We start from the raw sequence: 19036 nt of genomic DNA, 5'->3' as shown, positions 1-19036 counted from the left end.
TGAATAATGAAGAATATCGTTGTACTCGTATCCGGTTCAGGAACCAATCTGCAGAGAATCATTGACACTATTGACTCAGGAGAAATCCAGAATGCAAAAGTAACTCTGGTGGTAGCAGACAGAGAATGTTTCGGACTGGAAAGAGCAAAGAATCACAATATAGAAAACATACTGATTCCGAGAGGAAAGAACTTCAGCAGTGAGTTGGCTAAAGTAATCCCTGAAAATACAGATTTAATCGTATTGGCAGGATTCTTATCCATCTTAAAATCTGAATTCTGTGAAAACTGGAATGGTAAAATAATCAATATTCACCCGGCTTTGCTTCCGAAATTCGGAGGAAAAGGAATGTGGGGGATGAACGTTCACAATGCAGTTATTGAAGCCAAAGAAGTAGAGAGTGGGGCAACTGTACATTTTGTGACACCAGGGATTGATGAAGGAGAAGCTATTCTTCAGAAGTCTTTCGAAGTAACCGCAGAGGATACTCCTGAAACGCTGGCTCAGAAAGTTCACCAGATTGAATATGAAATATTCCCAGTCGCGATCAATAAGGTCCTGGGAAATTAATAAATATAACCAATGTACCAGTGTACCAATTTACCAATGTTAAAGGTATTGTTACATTGCTAGACTGATACATTGCTGCATTAGCAAATAATCTAAGTAAAATAAAAGTAAGTTCGGAGGTGAAAGACCCGGACACAGTTTGAAATAGCTGTAAAAAGTAAAAAATTGAAAGTAAAATGAGTAAAAAGAGAGTTTTAATCAGTGTTTCTGACAAAAGTGGATTAATTGAATTCGCGCAGTTTTTGGAAGCTCAGAATTATGAGTTGATTTCTACAGGAGGAACGTTCAAACATTTGAAAGACGCTGGTTTAAATCCTATTCAGATTGATGAGGTTACCAATTTCCCTGAAATGTTGGATGGAAGAGTGAAAACTCTACACCCGAAAGTTCACGGTGGATTGCTGGCTGTTCGTAACAATGAAGAGCACATGAAAACCGTTCAGGAACACGGAATTGGTCTGATTGACATGGTGATCGTAAATCTTTATCCTTTCTTTGAAAATGTAAACAAAGACATTTCTTTACATGAAAAAGTAGAGTTTATCGATATCGGAGGTCCTTCAATGCTTCGTTCTGCAGCGAAAAACTTTGATTCTGTAACGGTAATCACTGATGTGGAAGACTATGCAGCAGTGAAAATTGAAATGGAGCAAAACGGTGATACATACATCGAAACCCGTAAAAAACTTGCAGGAAAAGTATTCAACCTTACCTCTGCGTATGATGCGGCTATTTCCAGAATGCTTTTAGATGAAGAATATCCTACTTACCTGAATGCTTCTTATAAAAAAGTAGCAGATCTAAGATATGGAGAGAATCCTCACCAGACAGCAGCTTACTACGTTTCTACTTTCGAAAACGGAGCAATGAAAGATTTCGAGCAGCTTGGAGGTAAAGAACTTTCTTTCAACAATCTTCGTGATATGGACCTTTGCTGGAAAGTGGTAACGGAGTTCAAAGAAGAAATGGCTTGTTGTGCCGTAAAACACTCTACCCCTTGTGGCGTTGCGATCGGAACTTCAGCTTTGGAAACGTATCAGAAAACTTTCGAATGTGATCCGGTTTCCATCTTTGGCGGAATTGTTGCAATGAACTATACAATTGATGCAGCTACAGCTGAAGAATTAAATAAAACTTTCCTTGAAATTGTAATGGCTCCTGAATTTGATGAAGAAGCCCTTGAAATTTTAAGAAAAAAGAAAAACCTGAGAATCATCAAAATCGTAAACCCTGTTTCAGACAAACAGACCTGGGTGAAAGTAGACGGAGGTATCCTTGTTCAGGATAATGACCTTCACTTCTCAGATGATATCAAAGTGGTAACTGAAGTACAGCCTACAGAAGAGCAGAAAAAAGCATTACTTTTCTCTCAGAGAGTCGTAAAATATGTGAAGTCAAACGCGATTGTAGTTTCCAACGGAATTCAGGCATTCGGTATCGGGGGCGGTCAGGTAAACAGAATCTGGGCAACTCAGCAGGCTATCGAAAGAGCAAAAGAAAAATTCTCCGGAGATTTAGTACTGGCTTCAGATGCATTTTTCCCTTTCCGTGATGTGGTAGATTTCTGCGCTCAGGAAGGTATCAAGGCGATTATTCAGCCGGGTGGAAGTGTAAAAGATCAGGATAGTATAGAGGCTGCCAACGAGCACAAAATCCCGATGATGTTTACAGGTGTCAGACACTTTTTCCACTAATTAAAATAGAATTAAAAAATAATTAGGGATTGTATTTTTAGCATTCAAAATTATATATTTGTAAAATAAGACTAGATAATAAATAAAGTATGAGAATATTAATCATAGGTGAAGGCGGTAGAGAATCTGCTTTAGCGGCAAAGCTTCAGAATGACCCAAGAATTTCTAAAATGTTTTTTGCCAACGGGAATGCTACTACCGATGTAATAGGGAAAAATGTTCATTTATCAGAAATCAAAGAACTTAGAGATTTCGCGATTAAAGAAAAAATTGATCTTACGATCGTAGGTCCTGAAGCTCCTCTTGTAGCGGGTATCAAGGACGAATTTAAAAAGCATGATCTTAAAGTTTTCGGGCCTACTCAGAAAGTAGCGAGCCTGGAAGGAAGTAAAGCTTTCTCTAAGAAATTTATGCAGACCTATGATATCAAAACAGCTAAGGCTGTCGTATTTGATTCATACAATGATGCTAAAGAATATGTGCAGACACAGCAGTATCCTTTGGTAATCAAAGCTAGTGGTTTAGCAGGCGGAAAAGGGGTGGTTATCTGTGACAACCTTGAAGAAGCTGAAGCTACAATCCACGATTTCATGATCAGAAGAATCTATGGTGATGCCGGTATTCGTTTAGTTATTGAAGAATATTTACAAGGTTTTGAAGCTTCAATCATTGCTTTCTCTAACGGGGAAAAATTGTTCCCTTGTGTAGCGGCAAAAGATTATAAAAAAGCTGGAAACGGAGATACAGGACCTAATACGGGAGGTATGGGTTCAGTAGCGCCAAGCCCGGAATTTACTCAGGAGCACTACGCAGATTTTGAGAAAAATATTCTGGAACCTACTGTTAAAGGTCTTAAAGCTGAAGGTTTCGGATTTAAAGGAATCATCTTCTTCGGATTGATGGTGACGAAAAACGGAGCTTACCTTCTTGAATACAACATGAGATTCGGAGATCCTGAAACTCAGGTGTTGATGGCATTAATGGAAAACAATCTTTTAGATGTTATCCAGGACTGTATGGAAGGGAAAGACATTGAGCTTAAGTTTAAAGACGAAAAAGCAGTTTGCCTTGTTATGTGTTCAGGAGGGTATCCGAGAAATATCGAAATAGGTTTCGAAATTACAGGAGAAGACAAACTGAAACATAGTAAACTTTTATATGCAGGAGCAGTCACGAAAGGTGATAAAGTGGTTTCCAATGGCGGTAGAGTACTGAACATTGTGGCTACAGGAGCTACCTACGAAGATGCCCGCAAAAAAGTTTACGAAGATGCAGCGCACGTACATTTCGATTACGGCTTCTACAGAGAAGACATCGGAAAGTTTTAATAAAAATCGCGAAAAAAGATTTGGAGTCATTCCAAGTCTTTTTTTGTAAAACAGTTAAGTAAGCGATAAGCTTTAGGCTAGAGGCAATATGTGCAGTATAGAAAGCTTATAGCATGAAGCCTATAGCTTAAAGCTTTTAATTTAATCATTTATCAATTATCAAAAATGAACAACGGTATTATTATTTTAGATTTCGGATCCCAGTACAACCAGCTTATCGGAAGAAGAATCCGTGAGATGGGTGTGTACTCTGAAATCTTGCCTTACAATACACCATTACAAGATATTTTAGCAAAACAGCCAAAAGGGATCATCCTTTCCGGTGGACCAAGTTCTGTAAATGCAGAAAATGCCCACCTGGTTGAAAAAGAATTATATGAGCAGGGAGTTCCTGTATTGGGAATCTGCTACGGAATGCAGATGACGGCTCACCTTTTAGGAGGAAAAGTAAACAAAGGAGAGAAAGGAGAATACGGTAAAGCCAATTTAGAGATCGTTAAAGAAAGCTCTTTATTAAAAGGGGTAACTCAGAACTCTGTCGTTTGGATGAGCCACTTTGATGAAGTAGGAGAATTGCCTGCAGGTTTTGAATTAAATGCAAAATCAGGCGTAATTGCTTCTATCTCCAATGAAGATAAAAAAATCTTCTGCGTTCAGTTCCACCCGGAAGTTTCTCATACAGAAGAAGGTGGAAAGATGCTTGAAAATTTTGTTTTCGGAATCTGTAACTCAGAGAAAAACTGGAAACTGACTAACTATATCGAAAAAACAGTTGAGGAAATCCGTGAGAAAGTAGGAGATAACAAAGTAATCCTTGGACTTTCAGGAGGTGTAGATTCTTCTGTAGCCGCTGTTTTGATCCACAAAGCCATCGGTGATCAGTTAACTTGTATCTTCGTAGATACGGGATTATTGAGAAAGGATGAAGGGAAAAAAGTAATGGATCAGTATGGAGAGCATTTCCATATGAACATTAAAATGGTAGATGCTAAAGAAAGATTCCTTTCAAAACTAGCCGGAGTAGACGATCCTGAAGCGAAGAGAAAAATCATCGGAAACGAATTCATCCACGTATTTGACGAAGAATCTCATAAAATTGAGGGCGCTAAGTTCTTAGCTCAGGGAACCATTTATCCTGACGTAATTGAAAGCCAGTCTGTCAACGGACCATCTGCAGTAATCAAGTCTCACCACAACGTTGGAGGACTTCCTGAAGATATGGAATTCGAGTTATTGGAGCCTTTAAGAGAGCTTTTCAAGGACGAAGTAAGAAAAGTAGGAGAAGAATTGGGTATTCCTCATCACCTGGTATACAGACACCCTTTCCCTGGTCCTGGATTAGGAATCAGAGTATTGGGAGCGGTAGATGCTGAGAAAGTAAGAATCCTTCAGGAAGCTGATGATATCTTCATCGAAGAATTATACAAAAATGACCTTTACGAAAAAGTATCTCAGGCATTTGTAGTCCTTCTTCCTGTAAAATCTGTAGGAGTAATGGGTGACGAAAGAACTTACGAATACACAGCGGTAGTTCGTTCTGCTAACACCATCGATTTCATGACAGCAACATGGAGCAGACTTCCTTACGAGTTCCTGGATACCGTTTCCAGCAGAATCATCAACGAAGTAAGAGGAATCAACAGAGTAGCTTACGATATTTCAAGCAAACCGCCTGCAACGATTGAGTGGGAATAATTTTTAACTTGAATTTACTTATATAAATCCTGCCCGCTTTGGGTGGGATTTTTTCGTTAAAACTGTTTTAATGAAAAAACGATCAATAAGATATTTAAAGCAATTAATAAGCAATATATCAGCTTGAAGAGTATATGTTTATGGAAAATGACATAACTTGTTAACATAGTACCTATTAAATAAAAGTAAATAAAACTTTTTGCTTCCTGGGGTTTTATTTCAGATGCTGAAAACAAGTTTAAATTATGCGAAACATTGACTAATGTATCAGCATAAAAGATTCTTAAAATAAACATAATGGTGACGCTTATGAGTAAAATTACTGCGTATGGTTTCATTAGCTAATAAAAAATTTAATGTAATCATTTTAGTCCGATAAAAAGTATAAATACATTGGAAATATCAATACTCATATCATGAATTAACAGGTCGCTCCTCCGTAGCTTTATTTTTATGAGAACTTCTTTTTTCTATTAACAACAGATCCCGATGGGATCAAATCCAGCTCTACTAGGAGCGACCTGTTAATTACGCTTTAATTTTAATCGGATAAGAATGATTTTTAATTTACATTGTAAAAATAAAAATCTTCAGCAGAAAAAACATTCAGGTTTTCCATAAAATCAAAATAAAGCATTATAAATATCAGGATCTACAGTCAAATATGAATTAGATAGTGTATCGACAATAATGTATTCTATATCATGAAATGTATGCAGGATATTTTTTACCTGTAAAGCATATAGCTTTTCTATAAAAATCAGAGGATAATTCAGACAGATATATCCCACAGTTTTATTTCCCAAATTCAGAATAGCAATTTTTTCTGTTTCCTTTTCTATATCAGTGTGATAAGGAAATGAAAGTACCTCGATTACAGAACTGAAATCAGAATGTTTCCAGTAATTATTTGAGTGAACTGCTGCTTGTAAAGTTTCGGTGATATCCACTGTTAAATTTTGTATAAATAGTTGGGGAAGTACTTATCTATAGGGATTTAAGTAAAATATTTTCACTAAATTTAAGTAAAATTACATCAAATGCAAATAGAAACAAGAAACCTGACCCTTCAGGATTATGATGAACTGGCGGAAACGATGAAAAGGGCCTACCCACAGATGTCGGAGTCTATATGGTCCAAAAAAAGTATTGATAAACTGACCAAAATATTCCCTAACGGACAAATTTGTATCACGGTTGATGGAAAACTCGCTGCTGTAGCGCTTTCCATTATCGTCAATTATGAAGAATTCGGGGACGATCATACCTATAGTGATATTACAGGAAATTATACATTCAATACCCATACTTCAACGGGGAATGTTCTCTATGGAATTGAAGTTTTTGTAGATCCTGAGTTTCGTGAGTTACGTTTGGGAAGAAGGCTTTACGATGCACGAAAAGAACTTTGTGAGTTATTAAACCTGAAATCGATTATTCTTGGAGGCAGAATCCCCAATTATCACAAATACAGCCACGAACTTTCTGCAAGAAATTATATCCGGAAAGTAAGAGATAAAGAGATCTATGATCCGGTATTGTCTTTCCAGCTTTCCAATAATTTTCTTCCGATAAAAATCCTGAAAAAATATCTTCCGGAAGATGAAGCTTCCAGAGAAAATGCAGTTCTTTTGCAATGGAACAATATTTATTACAGCAGAAAACCGAATACCATGCAGGACAGCATTATCCGTCTCGGATTGGTGCAATGGCAGATGAGGCATTTTAAAGATATTGAAGCTTTTTACGAGCAGGTAGAATTCTTTGTAAACGTAATGGGAGATTACAAATCTGATTTTGTCCTTTTCCCGGAGCTGTTCAACACACCTTTGCTGGCACCCTTCAATAATCTTTCCGAAAGGGACAGTATGATAGAACTGGCTAAGCTGACAGAGGAAATTAAAGAAAAAATTTCAGAGCTGGCCATCAGTTACAACGTCAATATTATTTCGGGAAGTATGCCTGTTTTTGAAAATAATGAACTGTACAACGTAAGCTATCTTCTTCACCGTGACGGCCGTATGGATGAATATAGAAAAATTCATATTACTCCGAATGAAAAGAGATATTATGGAATGAAAGGCGGAAATGAAATCAAAGTTTTTGATACCGACTGCGGAAAAATAGGTCTTGTCATCTGCTATGACGTGGAATTTCCGGAGTTACCAAGAATTCTGGCCGATCAGGGAATGAAAATTCTGTTTGTTCCTTATCTTACAGACACTCAGAATGCGTATATGAGAGTGCGCCACTGTGCCGCAGCAAGAGCCATTGAAAATGAATGTTACGTTGCCATTGCCGGTTGCGTAGGAAACCTTCCGAAGGTCAATAATATGGATATTCAGTTCGGACAGGCTGCCGTATTTACCCCTTCAGATTTTGCCTTCCCATCCAATGCCGTGAAAGGAGAAGCAACTCCCAATACAGAAATGACCCTGATTGTGGATGTAGATCTGAACCTCCTGAAAGATCTCCATCACAACGGTTCTGTTCAGGTTATGAAAGACCGTAGAAAAGACCTTTACGAAACTTATCTTAAATAATAAAACTTCGGGGCGGCTCCTATGGAGCCGCCCCGAAGTTTTAAGTATTAACACAAACTGAATTATCCTTTCTTAACAGATTCCCTGATTAAATCCTGGTTGTTTTTATACACTTCATATTGCTCAGGACTTAGTACCTTTTTAAAATCTTTATCCAGTGCTTTAAAATCACTGATGATAACCTTTTTTGCCTTATTGCTGTCAGCATCTTCAGGACCTGCATTTTTCTTGTTGAGACGCTTTCCAAAATCTTTCTGAACCTTCTGTACTCCTTTAAAGTTGATCTCATAGGCCTGCTCAACCTGTCTTTCAGTCAGATCCAGAATAGGGATCATAATCAATGTTCTGAAAAGAGCAATCTTTTCTGCTCTGTCTTGTTTTACAATTGCCATCTGCTCAGGAGTAAGGATCTGTTCCATCGCCTGATGACGTTGGGCAATGATGCCTACAAATTCGTCAGCAATAATTTTGTTGTTTTCAGGGCTGTTATTGTTACCGGCTTTGTTATCAAGAGCAATAAGTGCATCTGCTGTAGTATTATTGATCTCTACAACTTTATTCACCTGCGACTCTGTAAGTCCCAAATAACTCATTTCTTTTGTGGCTACTTCGGCAATAGAACGAGCTGATGCTACCTGAGCTTTTATTTGTGTTGTAAACAGAACTGCCGATACAATAAGACCAGCTGAAATAATTTTTTTTAACATAGTGTTGTATTTAAATATTATAAATTTTTTTTGTTCTTCCAGATAGAAATAATGTGCCAGAAATTGAGGTACGTAGGCATTTTTTAGGGCAAAAAAAATACCCGAAGAATATTTCTTCGGGTACTGTATAATTCTGTATAAAATCTGATCTTACATATACTGAGGGCATACTACAGCAGGGCAGATCAGTCCAGGACATTTTGGTCTTCCGTCTGTAGGGCAGCATTGGTTTGAGCAGTTTCCGATAATGATTCCGCTTCCTGCAATTCCTTTTAATTGCTCTCTTGAAAGTTTGTTGTTACGTAAATTTTTCATGTTCTAATACTTTTGATTTGTTTTAATTTGTACGTTGTAAATATATTAATTTTTACAATATATGATGTGTTTTTATTGATATTGGTGTATTTTATTCTTTAAAATGCTGATTATGTGTTGTTATTTTTAATTTTATTTGTTGGCGTTGTTGTCATAATTGTTTTCATAAAGGAACAATTTTTGGAGTAAATTGCACCTACTATTGATACACTATGTTTGATAAACCTCAAAGAAAACTGAAAAGATCCGCAAGACTGATTTCCGTACTCAGTAAATATGGATTCAAAGATCTTCTGGCCAGAATGAACGGGAATAAGCAGGAAGAAACTTCCGGTCATTCAGATGAAATCATCTCAAAAGGAACCGTTTACGAAAGAATTAGACTGGCTCTTGAAGAGCTGGGGCCTACCTTTGTAAAATTGGGTCAGACATTCAGTAACAGGGAAGATTTATTGCCGCCGGAAATGATCCAGGAACTGCAGAAACTTCAGGACAAAGTGGAAACAGTAGATATGAATGTGGAGGAAGCACTGGAAAGTGAATTTAATATTTCCGTGAAAGACTATTTCCGTGAAATTCAGAAAAAACCTTTGGCTACAGCTTCTATTGCTCAGGTTTACAAAGCTGTTCTGCTGGATGGCAGCCCTGTGATTTTAAAATTGAGAAAACCCGATGTACAGTCCGTCATTGAAGATGATTTACTGTTGATTAAAGATATTGAAAAACTGATATCCGCTTATTCGGAAATAGGAGAAAAACTGAATCTGAAACAGGCCATTTCTACCTTTGAAAAATCTTTACTGGAAGAAGTTTCTTTGATCAATGAAAAAAACAATATCCAGCAGTTCCGTGTGAATTTCAAGAACAATAAAGAAACTTATGTTCCCAAAGTGTACGAAGAATTTTCCAACAACAATATTCTTTGTATGGAATTTATCGATGGGATCAAAGTAACCGACAAATCTGTTTTGCTGGCCAATGGTATTGATCCTGTAAAAGTTTCGGAAGAAGGACTAAGGCTTTTTGTATCGCAGATTTTAGATTATGGATTTTTCCATGCCGATCCTCATGCCGGAAATATTCTGGTAAAAAAAGATGGCAGAATTGTTTTCATTGATTTTGGAGCGGTAGGGAAAATTCAGCCAAACGATAAAGAAATTCTTGAAAATCTTATTGTCAGTTTTGTTGCTAAAAATTCGCATAAAATAGTCCGTTCACTCAAAAAAATGGCCATAAGCTATGAAATTCCGGACGAAAGACGCTTTGAAAATGATGTGGAAGAAATTCTGAATTTTGTACACAGTTCATCATTACAGGACATTAATGTACAGGTAATCATCAATAAGATGAAAGACATTTTAAAAGACAACAGGCTTTATATGCCGGATTATTTCTATCTTCTGTTCAAAGGAATCAGCCTGATAGAAGGAGTGGGAAGGAGCATTAATCCTGATCTTGATATTGTTAAAAGTCTTCATCCTTACACCAAAAAGATTTTTACCAAGAAAATCAGCCCTAAAAATCTTTTAAAAACAGGGATGGACCGTATGATGAATTTCACGGATAATGTAGATGAAATTCCGAAAGAACTTCGTTCCGTTCTTCAAAAACTGGATGATAATAAATTCACTGTTTCCAGCGAAATCAAAAATATAGAGAAGACCAACCAGCTCATCAAATCCAGTGTCATCAATCTGATTCTGGCCATGGTTTTAGGAGCGAATATCATTGCCACGGCTATCGTTTTTTCCTCAGAATCCGGACCAAGAATCGGAGAACTGTCGTTAGTTGCAGTTCTAGGTTTTATTTTTTCAATTCTTTTAGTCATTATCCTTCTGCTAAGAGTAACCAGAAAATAAAAAGGAAGTTGACTTTGAACTGGAAGAATGTATAAACGCAAATCCCACACCTCGTAACCCGCAACCCGAATCCCGCCACCCCGTAACTCCAATCCCGCCACCCCGTATTTAAACCAAAAACAATGAAAACACTTATTATAACATCCATCACCTTATTCAGTTCACTTTGTATGGCTCAACAAGGAAATGAAGAAAAACTTCAGGGAGATTTTGACGGAAACGGAACAAAAGAATACGTTTACACAAAAGTCACCGACTGTGGCGACGAATGTGAAGGAAAGTGTGAAACCACCATTTATTTCAGCGATAAAAATATACAGCCGATCACTATTACTCCTGCAAACCAGGGAAGTCTGTATAACTTAGGAGATCTTAATGGTGACGGAAAAGAAGAGATCGGTTTTTATCCCAATTGGTGCACCAGCTGCTGGCATCCGTTCTATGTGTACACTTTAGGTAAAACGGGTTGGAAGCCATTATTGCCTTCTATCTCAACCCATTGTAATCAGTGGGAAGAAGATCAGTTTCCTATTAAAAAAGATCCGAAAAAGAAAGGATATGTTATTGTTACCTCCAGCAAATGGGAAGATGATGATATTAAAATCAGTAGTAAGAGTGTAAAAGTGAACTGATTACAATCGCTTGAGGCTGGAAGAGGGAAGGAAATGACCTGTGTTAATACATTAATCTGTTTCATTGTACATTCAAAAAATTAAAAGAACGCTTGATAATCTTCCAGCTTCAGACTTCGTGCTTCCATACTACAAAATTAAATACCTATCTTTGCAAAATGGAAAAACTCACTTTTGCGGATTTTGACCTTCCGGTTAAAATTCTCGATGTTTTAGCGGATCTGGAATTATTTGAACCTACTCCAATTCAGGAGAAGAGCTTAAAGCCTATACTTTCGGGAAGAGATGTAATGGGAATTGCGCAGACAGGAACCGGGAAAACATTAGCTTATCTTTTACCTGTTCTTAAAACATGGAAATACAGCAAGACAGGAAATCCAACTGTTTTGGTGCTTGTTCCTACAAGAGAACTGGTGGTACAGGTAACAGAAATCCTTGAAAAACTGACAGAAAATATTACGGCAAGAGTAATCGGAATATACGGTGGAAAAAATATCAATACTCAAAAACTATTGTTTAATGATGGTTGTGATATTCTGGTAGGAACACCGGGACGAGTGATGGATCTTTCCATAGACAACGCAATTTCTCTGAAAGAAGTTCAGAAGCTGATCATCGATGAGTTTGATGAGATGCTTAACCTTGGTTTCAGACCACAGCTTACCCACATTTTTGAAATGATGAAGGAGAAGAGACAGAATATTCTTTTCTCTGCAACCATGACGGAAGCGGTAGACGAAATGCTGGATGTTTATTTTGCCAATCCGATTGAAATTTCATTGGCTAAATCAGGAACACCACTTGAGAAAATCGAGCAGATTGGTTACAAAGTAGAAAACTTTAATACCAAGATCAATTTACTGGAGCATTTGCTTAAAAGTGATGCAGATATGTCCAAAGTATTGATATTCAATAACAATAAAAGACATGCAGACCTTCTCTTTACTAAAATCGATGAGCTTTTCCCTGAACAGTTTGATGTGATTCACTCTAATAAATCGCAGAATTACAGACTGAAAGCGATGAAGAGGTTTGAGAACGAAGAGATCAGAGGTTTGATTACTACAGATGTCATGGCAAGAGGTCTCGATATCTCGAACATTACACACGTCATCAATTTTGAAACACCTGATATTCCGGAGCAGTATATCCACAGAATCGGGAGAACAGGTAGAGCAGACAAAGAAGGGAAAGCTTTGGTTTTTGTAACAAAAAAAGAAGAACCTTTGCTTCTTGATATTGAACTGTTGATGGATAAGGAATTGAAATTTAATGAATTCCCTGAGGAAGTTAAAATCAATCCTAAAAAGATTGCTGCCGAAGAAGATCAGGTAGTTATGAAAAATCCTGTACAGGTAAAACTGAACGAAGGAGGAGGAGCTTTCCACGAGAAAAAGGCTAAAAATACCAAAGAGAACTGGGGTGGTCCTTCCAAAAGAAAAGCTCCTAAGAAGTTTGGAGCCAACAGAGCGCAGCAGAAGGCAAAATCCAAATCGAAAAGAAAGAAATAAAATAAAAAAACGATTCCGATTTCAGGAATCGTTTTTTATTTTTAATCGAATTTGATATTATTGTTTTTATCATGGATTGAGCTTACTTCATATAAGGAGTGATCACCTCAGCCCAGATTTTATATCCTTCCGGCTTAAAATGAAGCATGTCTTCCACAAAAATATCTTTTCTTACATTTCCGTTAGCATCTTCCATTGCCTTGGTAACATCAATAAATTCTGCGTTTGGTTCCTTTTTCATAAAAGCAGCAATTTTTTTATTGGCAACTTTCATCTGTGGCCAGATCACTTCTCGGCTCGGCGAATATTTGATGGAGATATAATCTACTTCAATATCAGGAAACCGCTCACGGATTTTTTTGTAGAAAGCTTTGAACCGGTCAACGACTACTTTGGCTTTTAGCTTATGATTATCTGCAAAATCATTTTCACCACAGTAAATGATGATCTGTTTGGGCTGATAAGGCGCTAAAAGGTCATTCGCAAAATCATTAAGATCTGTAAGTCTGGATCCTCCAAACCCTCTGTTAATGATTGTTTTACCAGGAAAATAATCTGCTACATCAGTCCACTTTGTGAATGATGAGCTTCCGATAAATAAAATAGCATCCTTTTGAGGCGGGTTTTGCTGGTCCAGCTTTTTAAACTCCTGGATGTCCTGCCAGAACATCGGTTTTTTCTCCTGTGAAAAGGCAATAGCAAAATACAGCAATAGAAATGCTGATAGAATCTTCTTCATTATATTCAGTTTTAAATTAGATATAAAAGTAATAAAAAACTCCCGATTAGCGGGAGTTATAATTTATCTTTTGTAGGTAACGTAAGGTACATCCGGTATTTTATCTCCATCCATATCAAAGATTCCTGACTGCTGGGCAAGTTTAAGATCTTTGGCTGTCAGAATATCAATTCTGTAGTTTACTGATCCTTCATCACCAAGTTTAATTCCAATGATTTTTGAATCGGCATCGTAGGTAAATGTTCCTTCAGTTTTTGGCGATGGGGTACAGTCTGCACCTTCTCCCGTATACGCTGTATAGCTTACATAATAATCTGTTCTGAAGAAAAGAGTATTTTTAGCTGCACATCCTGTTAAAGTTTCAGTATAAAGCACTGTTTTATTATCTTTTCCGGAAATTACTTCCCTTTTAACTTCCTTCCAATCTCCCTTCATGATTTCCATATCATAAGCTTCGAGATTGTCATCTTTACAAGAAGTAAGCGCCAAGGCAGAAAAGGCAAATAAAAGTAGCTGTTTTTTCATTTTCACAAATTTAAGAATATGCTAAAATATAAATAAATTTGAAATATATGTAATGAAATAATGAATTTTTAAACGAATGTTTGTAAATTAAATAATTTTATGAATGCCGCGATACGAGATACGAGTTTTGGGTTATATATTTTCAACTTGAAAATGAATATAAACATTTTCGTTTTACTACAAACCCATTCACCCAAATCTCGAAATAGCGTAGCTCAAACCTGGTACCGCGAATCCCGCACCCCGAATCCCTTAATAGCTCATCTCTACAATCTTATAAGCATCCTGCGGAGTCAGTTTTTTATATTCTCCAAGGCCTAGCCAGTTTCTGTCTGTAAAGGCTTTTTCAACCTTTTCAGCGGTTCCTTTAAAGTCCTCCGTATATTCAGAAAGCTTGGTTTTGATATGAAGACTGTGGAAAAATTCTTCCAGTTTTTTAATGCCCAGTTCAGCCTTTTCCTCTACACTTCCGTCTTTGATTCCCCAAACTCTTTCAGCATACTGAGCCAGTTTTCCTTTTTTATCTTCAAAGTTGTAACGGTAATGGGATGGAGCAATAATGGCCAGTGTTCTTGCATGATCAAGTCCGAAATAAGCGGTCAGCTCATGTCCCATTGCATGCACGGCCCAGTCTGTAATAACTCCTTTCTGGATCAATCCGTTTAACGCCATGGTACAGCACCACATAAAGTTTCCTGCAGCATCGTAGTTGAAATCATCAGCCAATACTTTTGGAGCCGTTTCCTGCAGGCTGATCAGGATGCTTTCTGCAATTCTTTCCTGAAGGTCGGCAGAAGAAGGAGCAGTCATATATTGTTCCAATACGTGAGTATAGGCATCTGTGATTCCGTTCACAATCTGATTTTTTGGAATAGATCTTATTACTTCCGGATCCAGTACAGAAAATTGTGGGAAAAGTCCCGGTCCTCCTGAAGATAATTTCTCATGGGTTTCCCTTCTGGAGATCACATACCCGGAATTCATTTCTGATCCCGTTGCAGGCAGTGTTAAAATACTTCCGAAAGGCATTCCTTCTCCTTCAAAAGTTCTTACCGATTTTCTCAGGATATCCCATGGCTCACCGTCATAATTGGCTGCTGCAGAAAGGAATTTTGTACCATCAATGACAGATCCGCCGCCTACAGCAAGAAGGTAAGTAATGTTTTTCTCTTTAATAAAGCTTAAAGCATTGATCAGAACTTCATATTCAGGGTTGGCAGGAACTCCGCCAAACTCGTATAATTCATGATCTTTTAAAGCCTCTTTTACCTGATCGTAAACACCATTGTTTTTGATGCTTCCGCCACCATAAATCATTAATATTCTTGCGTCTTGAGGAATTTCTTTGGAAATTTTAGCGATTTCGCCTTTCCCGAAAAGTATTTTTGTAGGGTTTTTAAACTCGAAATTAAGCATTGTTCTAAATTTATTTAAGTCAAATTTACGGAATGAAAAAAGAAAAGTAGGTTAATGAAATTTTAAAATTGCTATTATTCCATTTTATGAAAGCTATTGCTTTCAGCTTTTCCGATTCCTATTTCCGATTCTCTTGTAACATGTATTATGTCTAAGAAGAAAGAAAGGCCTTTGCTCTTTTTATAAAAGCTTCCTTATCCTTTTTAATCTCGTCCAGCAATTTTTTCCGGTCATCAGGAATCGTAAGATACTGATCACCCCAAAGATTGATTTCAACGATTACAGGAATCAGGTCAATTCCTTTCTGAGTCAGAAAATAAAGAATCTTCAGCTTACTGTCCGGATGTTTTTTTTTATCAATGATTCCATGGTCCAAAAGGTTTTGAAGTCTTGCAGCCAGAATATTTGTTGCAATTTTTTCATCAGCTTTGAGGAAGTCTCCGTAAGTACATTCCTTTTTCAGCATGAGATCTCTTATGATCAACAGAGACCATTTGTCTCCCCACATTTCAAGTGAGCAGCTGATGGGGCAGTCTGATCTTTTTTTACTCATTTTGTTAATTTAAAAAAAATAATACTTGCAAATTGAAAGTGTTTGATTTAAATTTGCTTTTGTTTTGCAAGTAAATTTAATCATAAAAAATTAATAAATCAAATGGATCATTATGACATTGCCGTAATCGGCTCAGGACCCGGCGGATATGTAGCGGCAATACGAAGCGCTCAGCTGGGATATAAAACCGTGATTATCGAGAAATATGATACTCTGGGAGGAACATGTACCAATGTGGGCTGTATTCCGACTAAAGCTTTATTGGACAGTACACATCATTATTCAGAAGCACAGCATCAATTCAATGAACATGGGATTAAGCTGGATCATATAGAACTGGACTTTTCTCAGATGTACAGAAGAAAAGCAGATGTAGTTTCAAAAAATACAGGAGGCCTGGATTTTTTAATGAGTAAAAATAATATTACAAGATTACAGGGAACGGCTGGATTTATCAATAATTCTACCATCAGAGTTGTAAACGGATCTGAAGTTAAAGAAATAACTGCCCGAAATTATATCATTGCTACAGGCTCAAAACCATCAACTATTCCAGGAGTAGAGATTGATAAAAAAAGAATTATTACGTCTACAGAAGCATTGTCATTAAAGGAAAAACCGGGATCTATGGTAATCATAGGCGGGGGAGTAATCGGGGTGGAAATGGCTTCTATTTTCAACCGCATCGGAACGAAAGTCACTATCCTTGAATATGCTGATCATCTGATCACTGCTATGGATCATGAATTGGGGAAAAGCCTTCAGAAAATCCTGAAAAAAGGAGGTATTGATATCCGCCTTAATCATGCAGTGTATAAAACCGAGAATACCGGATCTGCTGCTAAAGTGTTTTTTAAAGATAAAAACGGAACAGAAGGTGAGCTGGAAGCAGATTATGTATTGGTAGCGGTGGGAAGAAGTCCTTATGTAAAAGATTTGGGTCTTGAAAATACAGCAGTACAGCTGGACGAAAGAGGGTTTATTAAAGTAAATGAAAATAATCAGACATCAGTGCCTGCTATCTATGCAATAGGAGATGTTATTGGTGGAGCAATGCTGGCTCACAAAGCTGAGGAAGAAGGCGTTTTTGTGGCGGAAACAATCAATGGACAAAAACGTCATATTCATTATAACCGTATTCCTTCAGTGGTGTATACCTGGCCGGAAGTAGCTTCAGTAGGCTACACCGAAGAATATCTGAAACAAAATAACATTGCGTACAATGTAGGGAAATTTCCATTTTCTGCCAGTGCAAGAGCCCGTGCTTCAATGGATATGGAAGGTTTTGCGAAAGTTTTGGTGGACCCGAAATATGGCGAAGTGCTGGGAGTTCACATCATTGGAGCCAGAGCTGCCGATTTGATTGCACAGGGTGTCATAGCTCAGGAATATGAAGTGACCGCCGAGGATATGTTCCGTATTTCCTATGCGCACCCAACCTATTCCGAAACGTTGAAGGAAGCTTACCTGATTGCCTCCGGACAAGGCGCCATTAATATATAAAGAAGTCATGCTAAAATTTAAACCATTAAGATCTGTGAAGAGCATAAGAATAATTAAGATTCATCTTAGATGAAGAAAAAAATCTTGCTAAAAAATAGCTTTAGCTATTCCCTTAACTATCCTTATCAACTTAAAAAATCTTAATGGTTTACATTAGCAGTTTGTAAATTTTATCGCAGATAAAATCCTCGCGCCTTAAAGCTGTATGTTGATAAATTAATTTGCGCCTTGGCGTTTTTTTAATTCAGTTACAAAGAAGTACAGTTTTCATCCTTGGCATAAACTCCATTGCTTTTTGCCTCCATTTTTCCTGTCTTTCTGTTGATTTTAACCCAAAAAGATTCTTTCACAGCGGGACAACCCTTAGATTGCATAAGGTACATTGAAATATGACGGTCTTCAATTTTATATGATCCGGTAAAGTGATTGCCTGTATCCACAGAATACCCATATGTTTTAGCCAGTAAAATAGCCTCCGGAAGATTGTCTACTGTTCCGATAAAATCTCTCAGTTGCTGTTCATTGGAAAAATATACTGATCTTTCATTCTTACACGCCAGAATGTATGAAAAACAGTTGTTCCCGATACATTTCTGGAAAAAGCCTCTTTCAGGAACAGGTTCATTGATGGTCATAAAATCAGGAGCCTGGCTTTCATAGATAATTGCTTTTTCATAATCCATATCATTGCTGAGAACACGCCAGTATGCATACCCTTTATCAGGAATAATGAAAGGGTAGAGGTATTCTGCAGTATCAAGAATATCGGGAATTTTTTTATAATCATCGGGAACCTTGATCTGGCTGTAAAGCAGATTGGAGAGAATCAGGGAAAATGCGATGATTACTTTCATAAAGAGTGGGTTTCCGGTGCAAATGTAAGAAAGAGAATTATTCCAGTACAATTTTATAATATCCTTTTTCAGCAGTTACATCAATATCTATACCTGTAAACGTTAATTTATTAATTTGATAGCCATCACAGCCTCCATTAAACTCCGATGACTGGATGGAAAAGTCGATATCTTTAATATTAGAATAAAATTTGTAATTTTTTGTTCCGTTAAAAGCACCTACATTTTCTAAAAGAATTCTGTTCTCGGATGTTTTGGATAATTGTACACCAACATTATTTTCATCCTGAACAGAATACGTTGTTAATGTTCCATTGGTGATAAGATTTTCATTATTGGAATTGACGAACTCAAAAATGACTGGTAATGGTGGATTGTAACAATCTTTTTCACATGAGATGAAAAGAAGGGCTACGAGTAAAAAAGTAAATATTTTTTTCATGGATTATGGATAGCGTTGAAAGTAAAGTTAATCAAAATTATATTAATCCTGAATGAGTAAAACAGATTTCTATGAATTTAAAACTGCACAAATATTTATAATTAATCGTTCGTTTATTCTGAAAAGTACTTATAAAATGTAAATATCTTT

General features: G+C 37.0%; 18 protein-coding genes. 9 read left to right on the top strand and 9 right to left on the bottom strand.

From position 1 onward, the window contains the following. The first annotated feature begins 6 nt into the window (after window positions 1–6). The 4 genes from purN to guaA all read left to right on the top strand — a co-directional run bounded on the left by purN (window position 7) and on the right by guaA (window position 5287). Window positions 7–570: a phosphoribosylglycinamide formyltransferase gene (gene purN, locus AC5YGI_RS19410; protein ID WP_330745800.1), complete on the top strand. Its 564-nt coding sequence runs from the start codon at window positions 7–9 to the stop codon at window positions 568–570. Window positions 571–746: 176 nt separating this feature from the next. Then, window positions 747–2264, top strand: coding sequence for a bifunctional phosphoribosylaminoimidazolecarboxamide formyltransferase/IMP cyclohydrolase (gene purH / locus AC5YGI_RS19405; RefSeq protein ID WP_202843950.1), 1518 nt, complete (start codon window positions 747–749; stop codon window positions 2262–2264). Between the two features lie 89 nt (window positions 2265–2353). Continuing rightward, window positions 2354–3592 carry a phosphoribosylamine--glycine ligase gene (gene purD / locus AC5YGI_RS19400; RefSeq protein ID WP_137904208.1) on the top strand — a complete coding sequence of 413 codons (1239 nt, stop codon included), beginning with the start codon at window positions 2354–2356 and terminating at the stop codon, window positions 3590–3592. Window positions 3593–3757: 165 nt separating this feature from the next. After that, entirely contained in the window at window positions 3758–5287 is a 1530-nt protein-coding gene (gene guaA / locus AC5YGI_RS19395) for a glutamine-hydrolyzing GMP synthase (protein WP_330745801.1), read from the top strand. Between the two features lie 623 nt (window positions 5288–5910). Here guaA and AC5YGI_RS19390 read toward each other — a convergent pair. Next, complete coding sequence (locus AC5YGI_RS19390; RefSeq protein ID WP_330745802.1) at window positions 5911–6237, bottom strand: hypothetical protein; 327 nt, start codon at window positions 6235–6237, stop codon at window positions 5911–5913. 90 nt (window positions 6238–6327) lie between these two features. Here AC5YGI_RS19390 and AC5YGI_RS19385 point away from each other — a divergent pair, with 90 nt between their 5' ends. Then, window positions 6328–7830: a carbon-nitrogen hydrolase family protein gene (locus AC5YGI_RS19385; RefSeq protein WP_062670801.1), complete on the top strand. Its 1503-nt coding sequence runs from the start codon at window positions 6328–6330 to the stop codon at window positions 7828–7830. 62 nt (window positions 7831–7892) lie between these two features. Here AC5YGI_RS19385 and AC5YGI_RS19380 read toward each other — a convergent pair whose 3' ends face one another. Continuing rightward, window positions 7893–8537: a DUF4890 domain-containing protein gene (locus AC5YGI_RS19380; protein ID WP_330745803.1), complete on the bottom strand. Its 645-nt coding sequence runs from the start codon at window positions 8535–8537 to the stop codon at window positions 7893–7895. A 150-nt stretch (window positions 8538–8687) separates the two neighbouring features. After that, window positions 8688–8852: a hypothetical protein gene (locus tag AC5YGI_RS19375; protein WP_167497813.1), complete on the bottom strand. Its 165-nt coding sequence runs from the start codon at window positions 8850–8852 to the stop codon at window positions 8688–8690. Between the two features lie 212 nt (window positions 8853–9064). On the opposite strand from AC5YGI_RS19375, the gene AC5YGI_RS19370 reads away from it, so the two are divergent. From AC5YGI_RS19370 to AC5YGI_RS19360, 3 genes are all read left to right on the top strand, one after another. Next, entirely contained in the window at window positions 9065–10711 is a 1647-nt protein-coding gene (locus tag AC5YGI_RS19370; RefSeq protein ID WP_330745804.1) for an ABC1 kinase family protein, read from the top strand. A 122-nt stretch (window positions 10712–10833) separates the two neighbouring features. After that, window positions 10834–11343: a hypothetical protein gene (locus AC5YGI_RS19365; protein WP_330745805.1), complete on the top strand. Its 510-nt coding sequence runs from the start codon at window positions 10834–10836 to the stop codon at window positions 11341–11343. Window positions 11344–11501: 158 nt separating this feature from the next. Beyond that, on the top strand, window positions 11502–12854 hold the full coding sequence (locus AC5YGI_RS19360; RefSeq protein WP_330745806.1) for a DEAD/DEAH box helicase: 1353 nt from the start codon (window positions 11502–11504) through the stop codon (window positions 12852–12854). Window positions 12855–12936: 82 nt separating this feature from the next. Here the strand turns inward: AC5YGI_RS19360 and AC5YGI_RS19355 are convergent, their stop codons facing one another. The 4 genes from AC5YGI_RS19355 to AC5YGI_RS19340 form a co-directional block, all read right to left on the bottom strand. Next, complete coding sequence (locus AC5YGI_RS19355; RefSeq protein ID WP_330745807.1) at window positions 12937–13593, bottom strand: GDSL-type esterase/lipase family protein; 657 nt, start codon at window positions 13591–13593, stop codon at window positions 12937–12939. A gap of 63 nt (window positions 13594–13656) precedes the next feature. After that, a complete protein-coding gene (locus AC5YGI_RS19350) occupies window positions 13657–14118 on the bottom strand; it encodes a lipocalin-like domain-containing protein (protein ID WP_110009340.1) in 462 nt (153 codons plus the stop codon). 252 nt (window positions 14119–14370) lie between these two features. Beyond that, a complete protein-coding gene (locus AC5YGI_RS19345; RefSeq protein ID WP_496169313.1) occupies window positions 14371–15534 on the bottom strand; it encodes an iron-containing alcohol dehydrogenase in 1164 nt (387 codons plus the stop codon). A 151-nt stretch (window positions 15535–15685) separates the two neighbouring features. Then, on the bottom strand, window positions 15686–16087 hold the full coding sequence (locus AC5YGI_RS19340; protein ID WP_330745809.1) for a winged helix-turn-helix transcriptional regulator: 402 nt from the start codon (window positions 16085–16087) through the stop codon (window positions 15686–15688). A 102-nt stretch (window positions 16088–16189) separates the two neighbouring features. On the opposite strand from AC5YGI_RS19340, the gene lpdA reads away from it, so the two are divergent. Beyond that, window positions 16190–17590 (top strand): dihydrolipoyl dehydrogenase, encoded by a 1401-nt coding sequence (gene lpdA, locus AC5YGI_RS19335; protein ID WP_330745810.1) that lies wholly within the window; start codon window positions 16190–16192, stop codon window positions 17588–17590. Window positions 17591–17838: 248 nt separating this feature from the next. Here lpdA and AC5YGI_RS19330 read toward each other — a convergent pair whose 3' ends face one another. Together AC5YGI_RS19330 and AC5YGI_RS19325 are read right to left on the bottom strand one after the other, a co-directional pair. Beyond that, the gene (locus tag AC5YGI_RS19330; protein ID WP_330745811.1) at window positions 17839–18444 is read right to left on the bottom strand and encodes a hypothetical protein; all 606 of its coding nucleotides are present in this window, start codon (window positions 18442–18444) and stop codon (window positions 17839–17841) included. 37 nt (window positions 18445–18481) lie between these two features. Next, window positions 18482–18886: a hypothetical protein gene (locus AC5YGI_RS19325; RefSeq protein ID WP_330745812.1), complete on the bottom strand. Its 405-nt coding sequence runs from the start codon at window positions 18884–18886 to the stop codon at window positions 18482–18484. Window positions 18887–19036: the final 150 nt, after the last annotated feature.

The sequence above is a fragment of the Chryseobacterium sp. CS3K3.1 genome (genome assembly GCF_059515165.1).
This window is presented reverse-complemented; position numbering and strand designations above follow the sequence as displayed.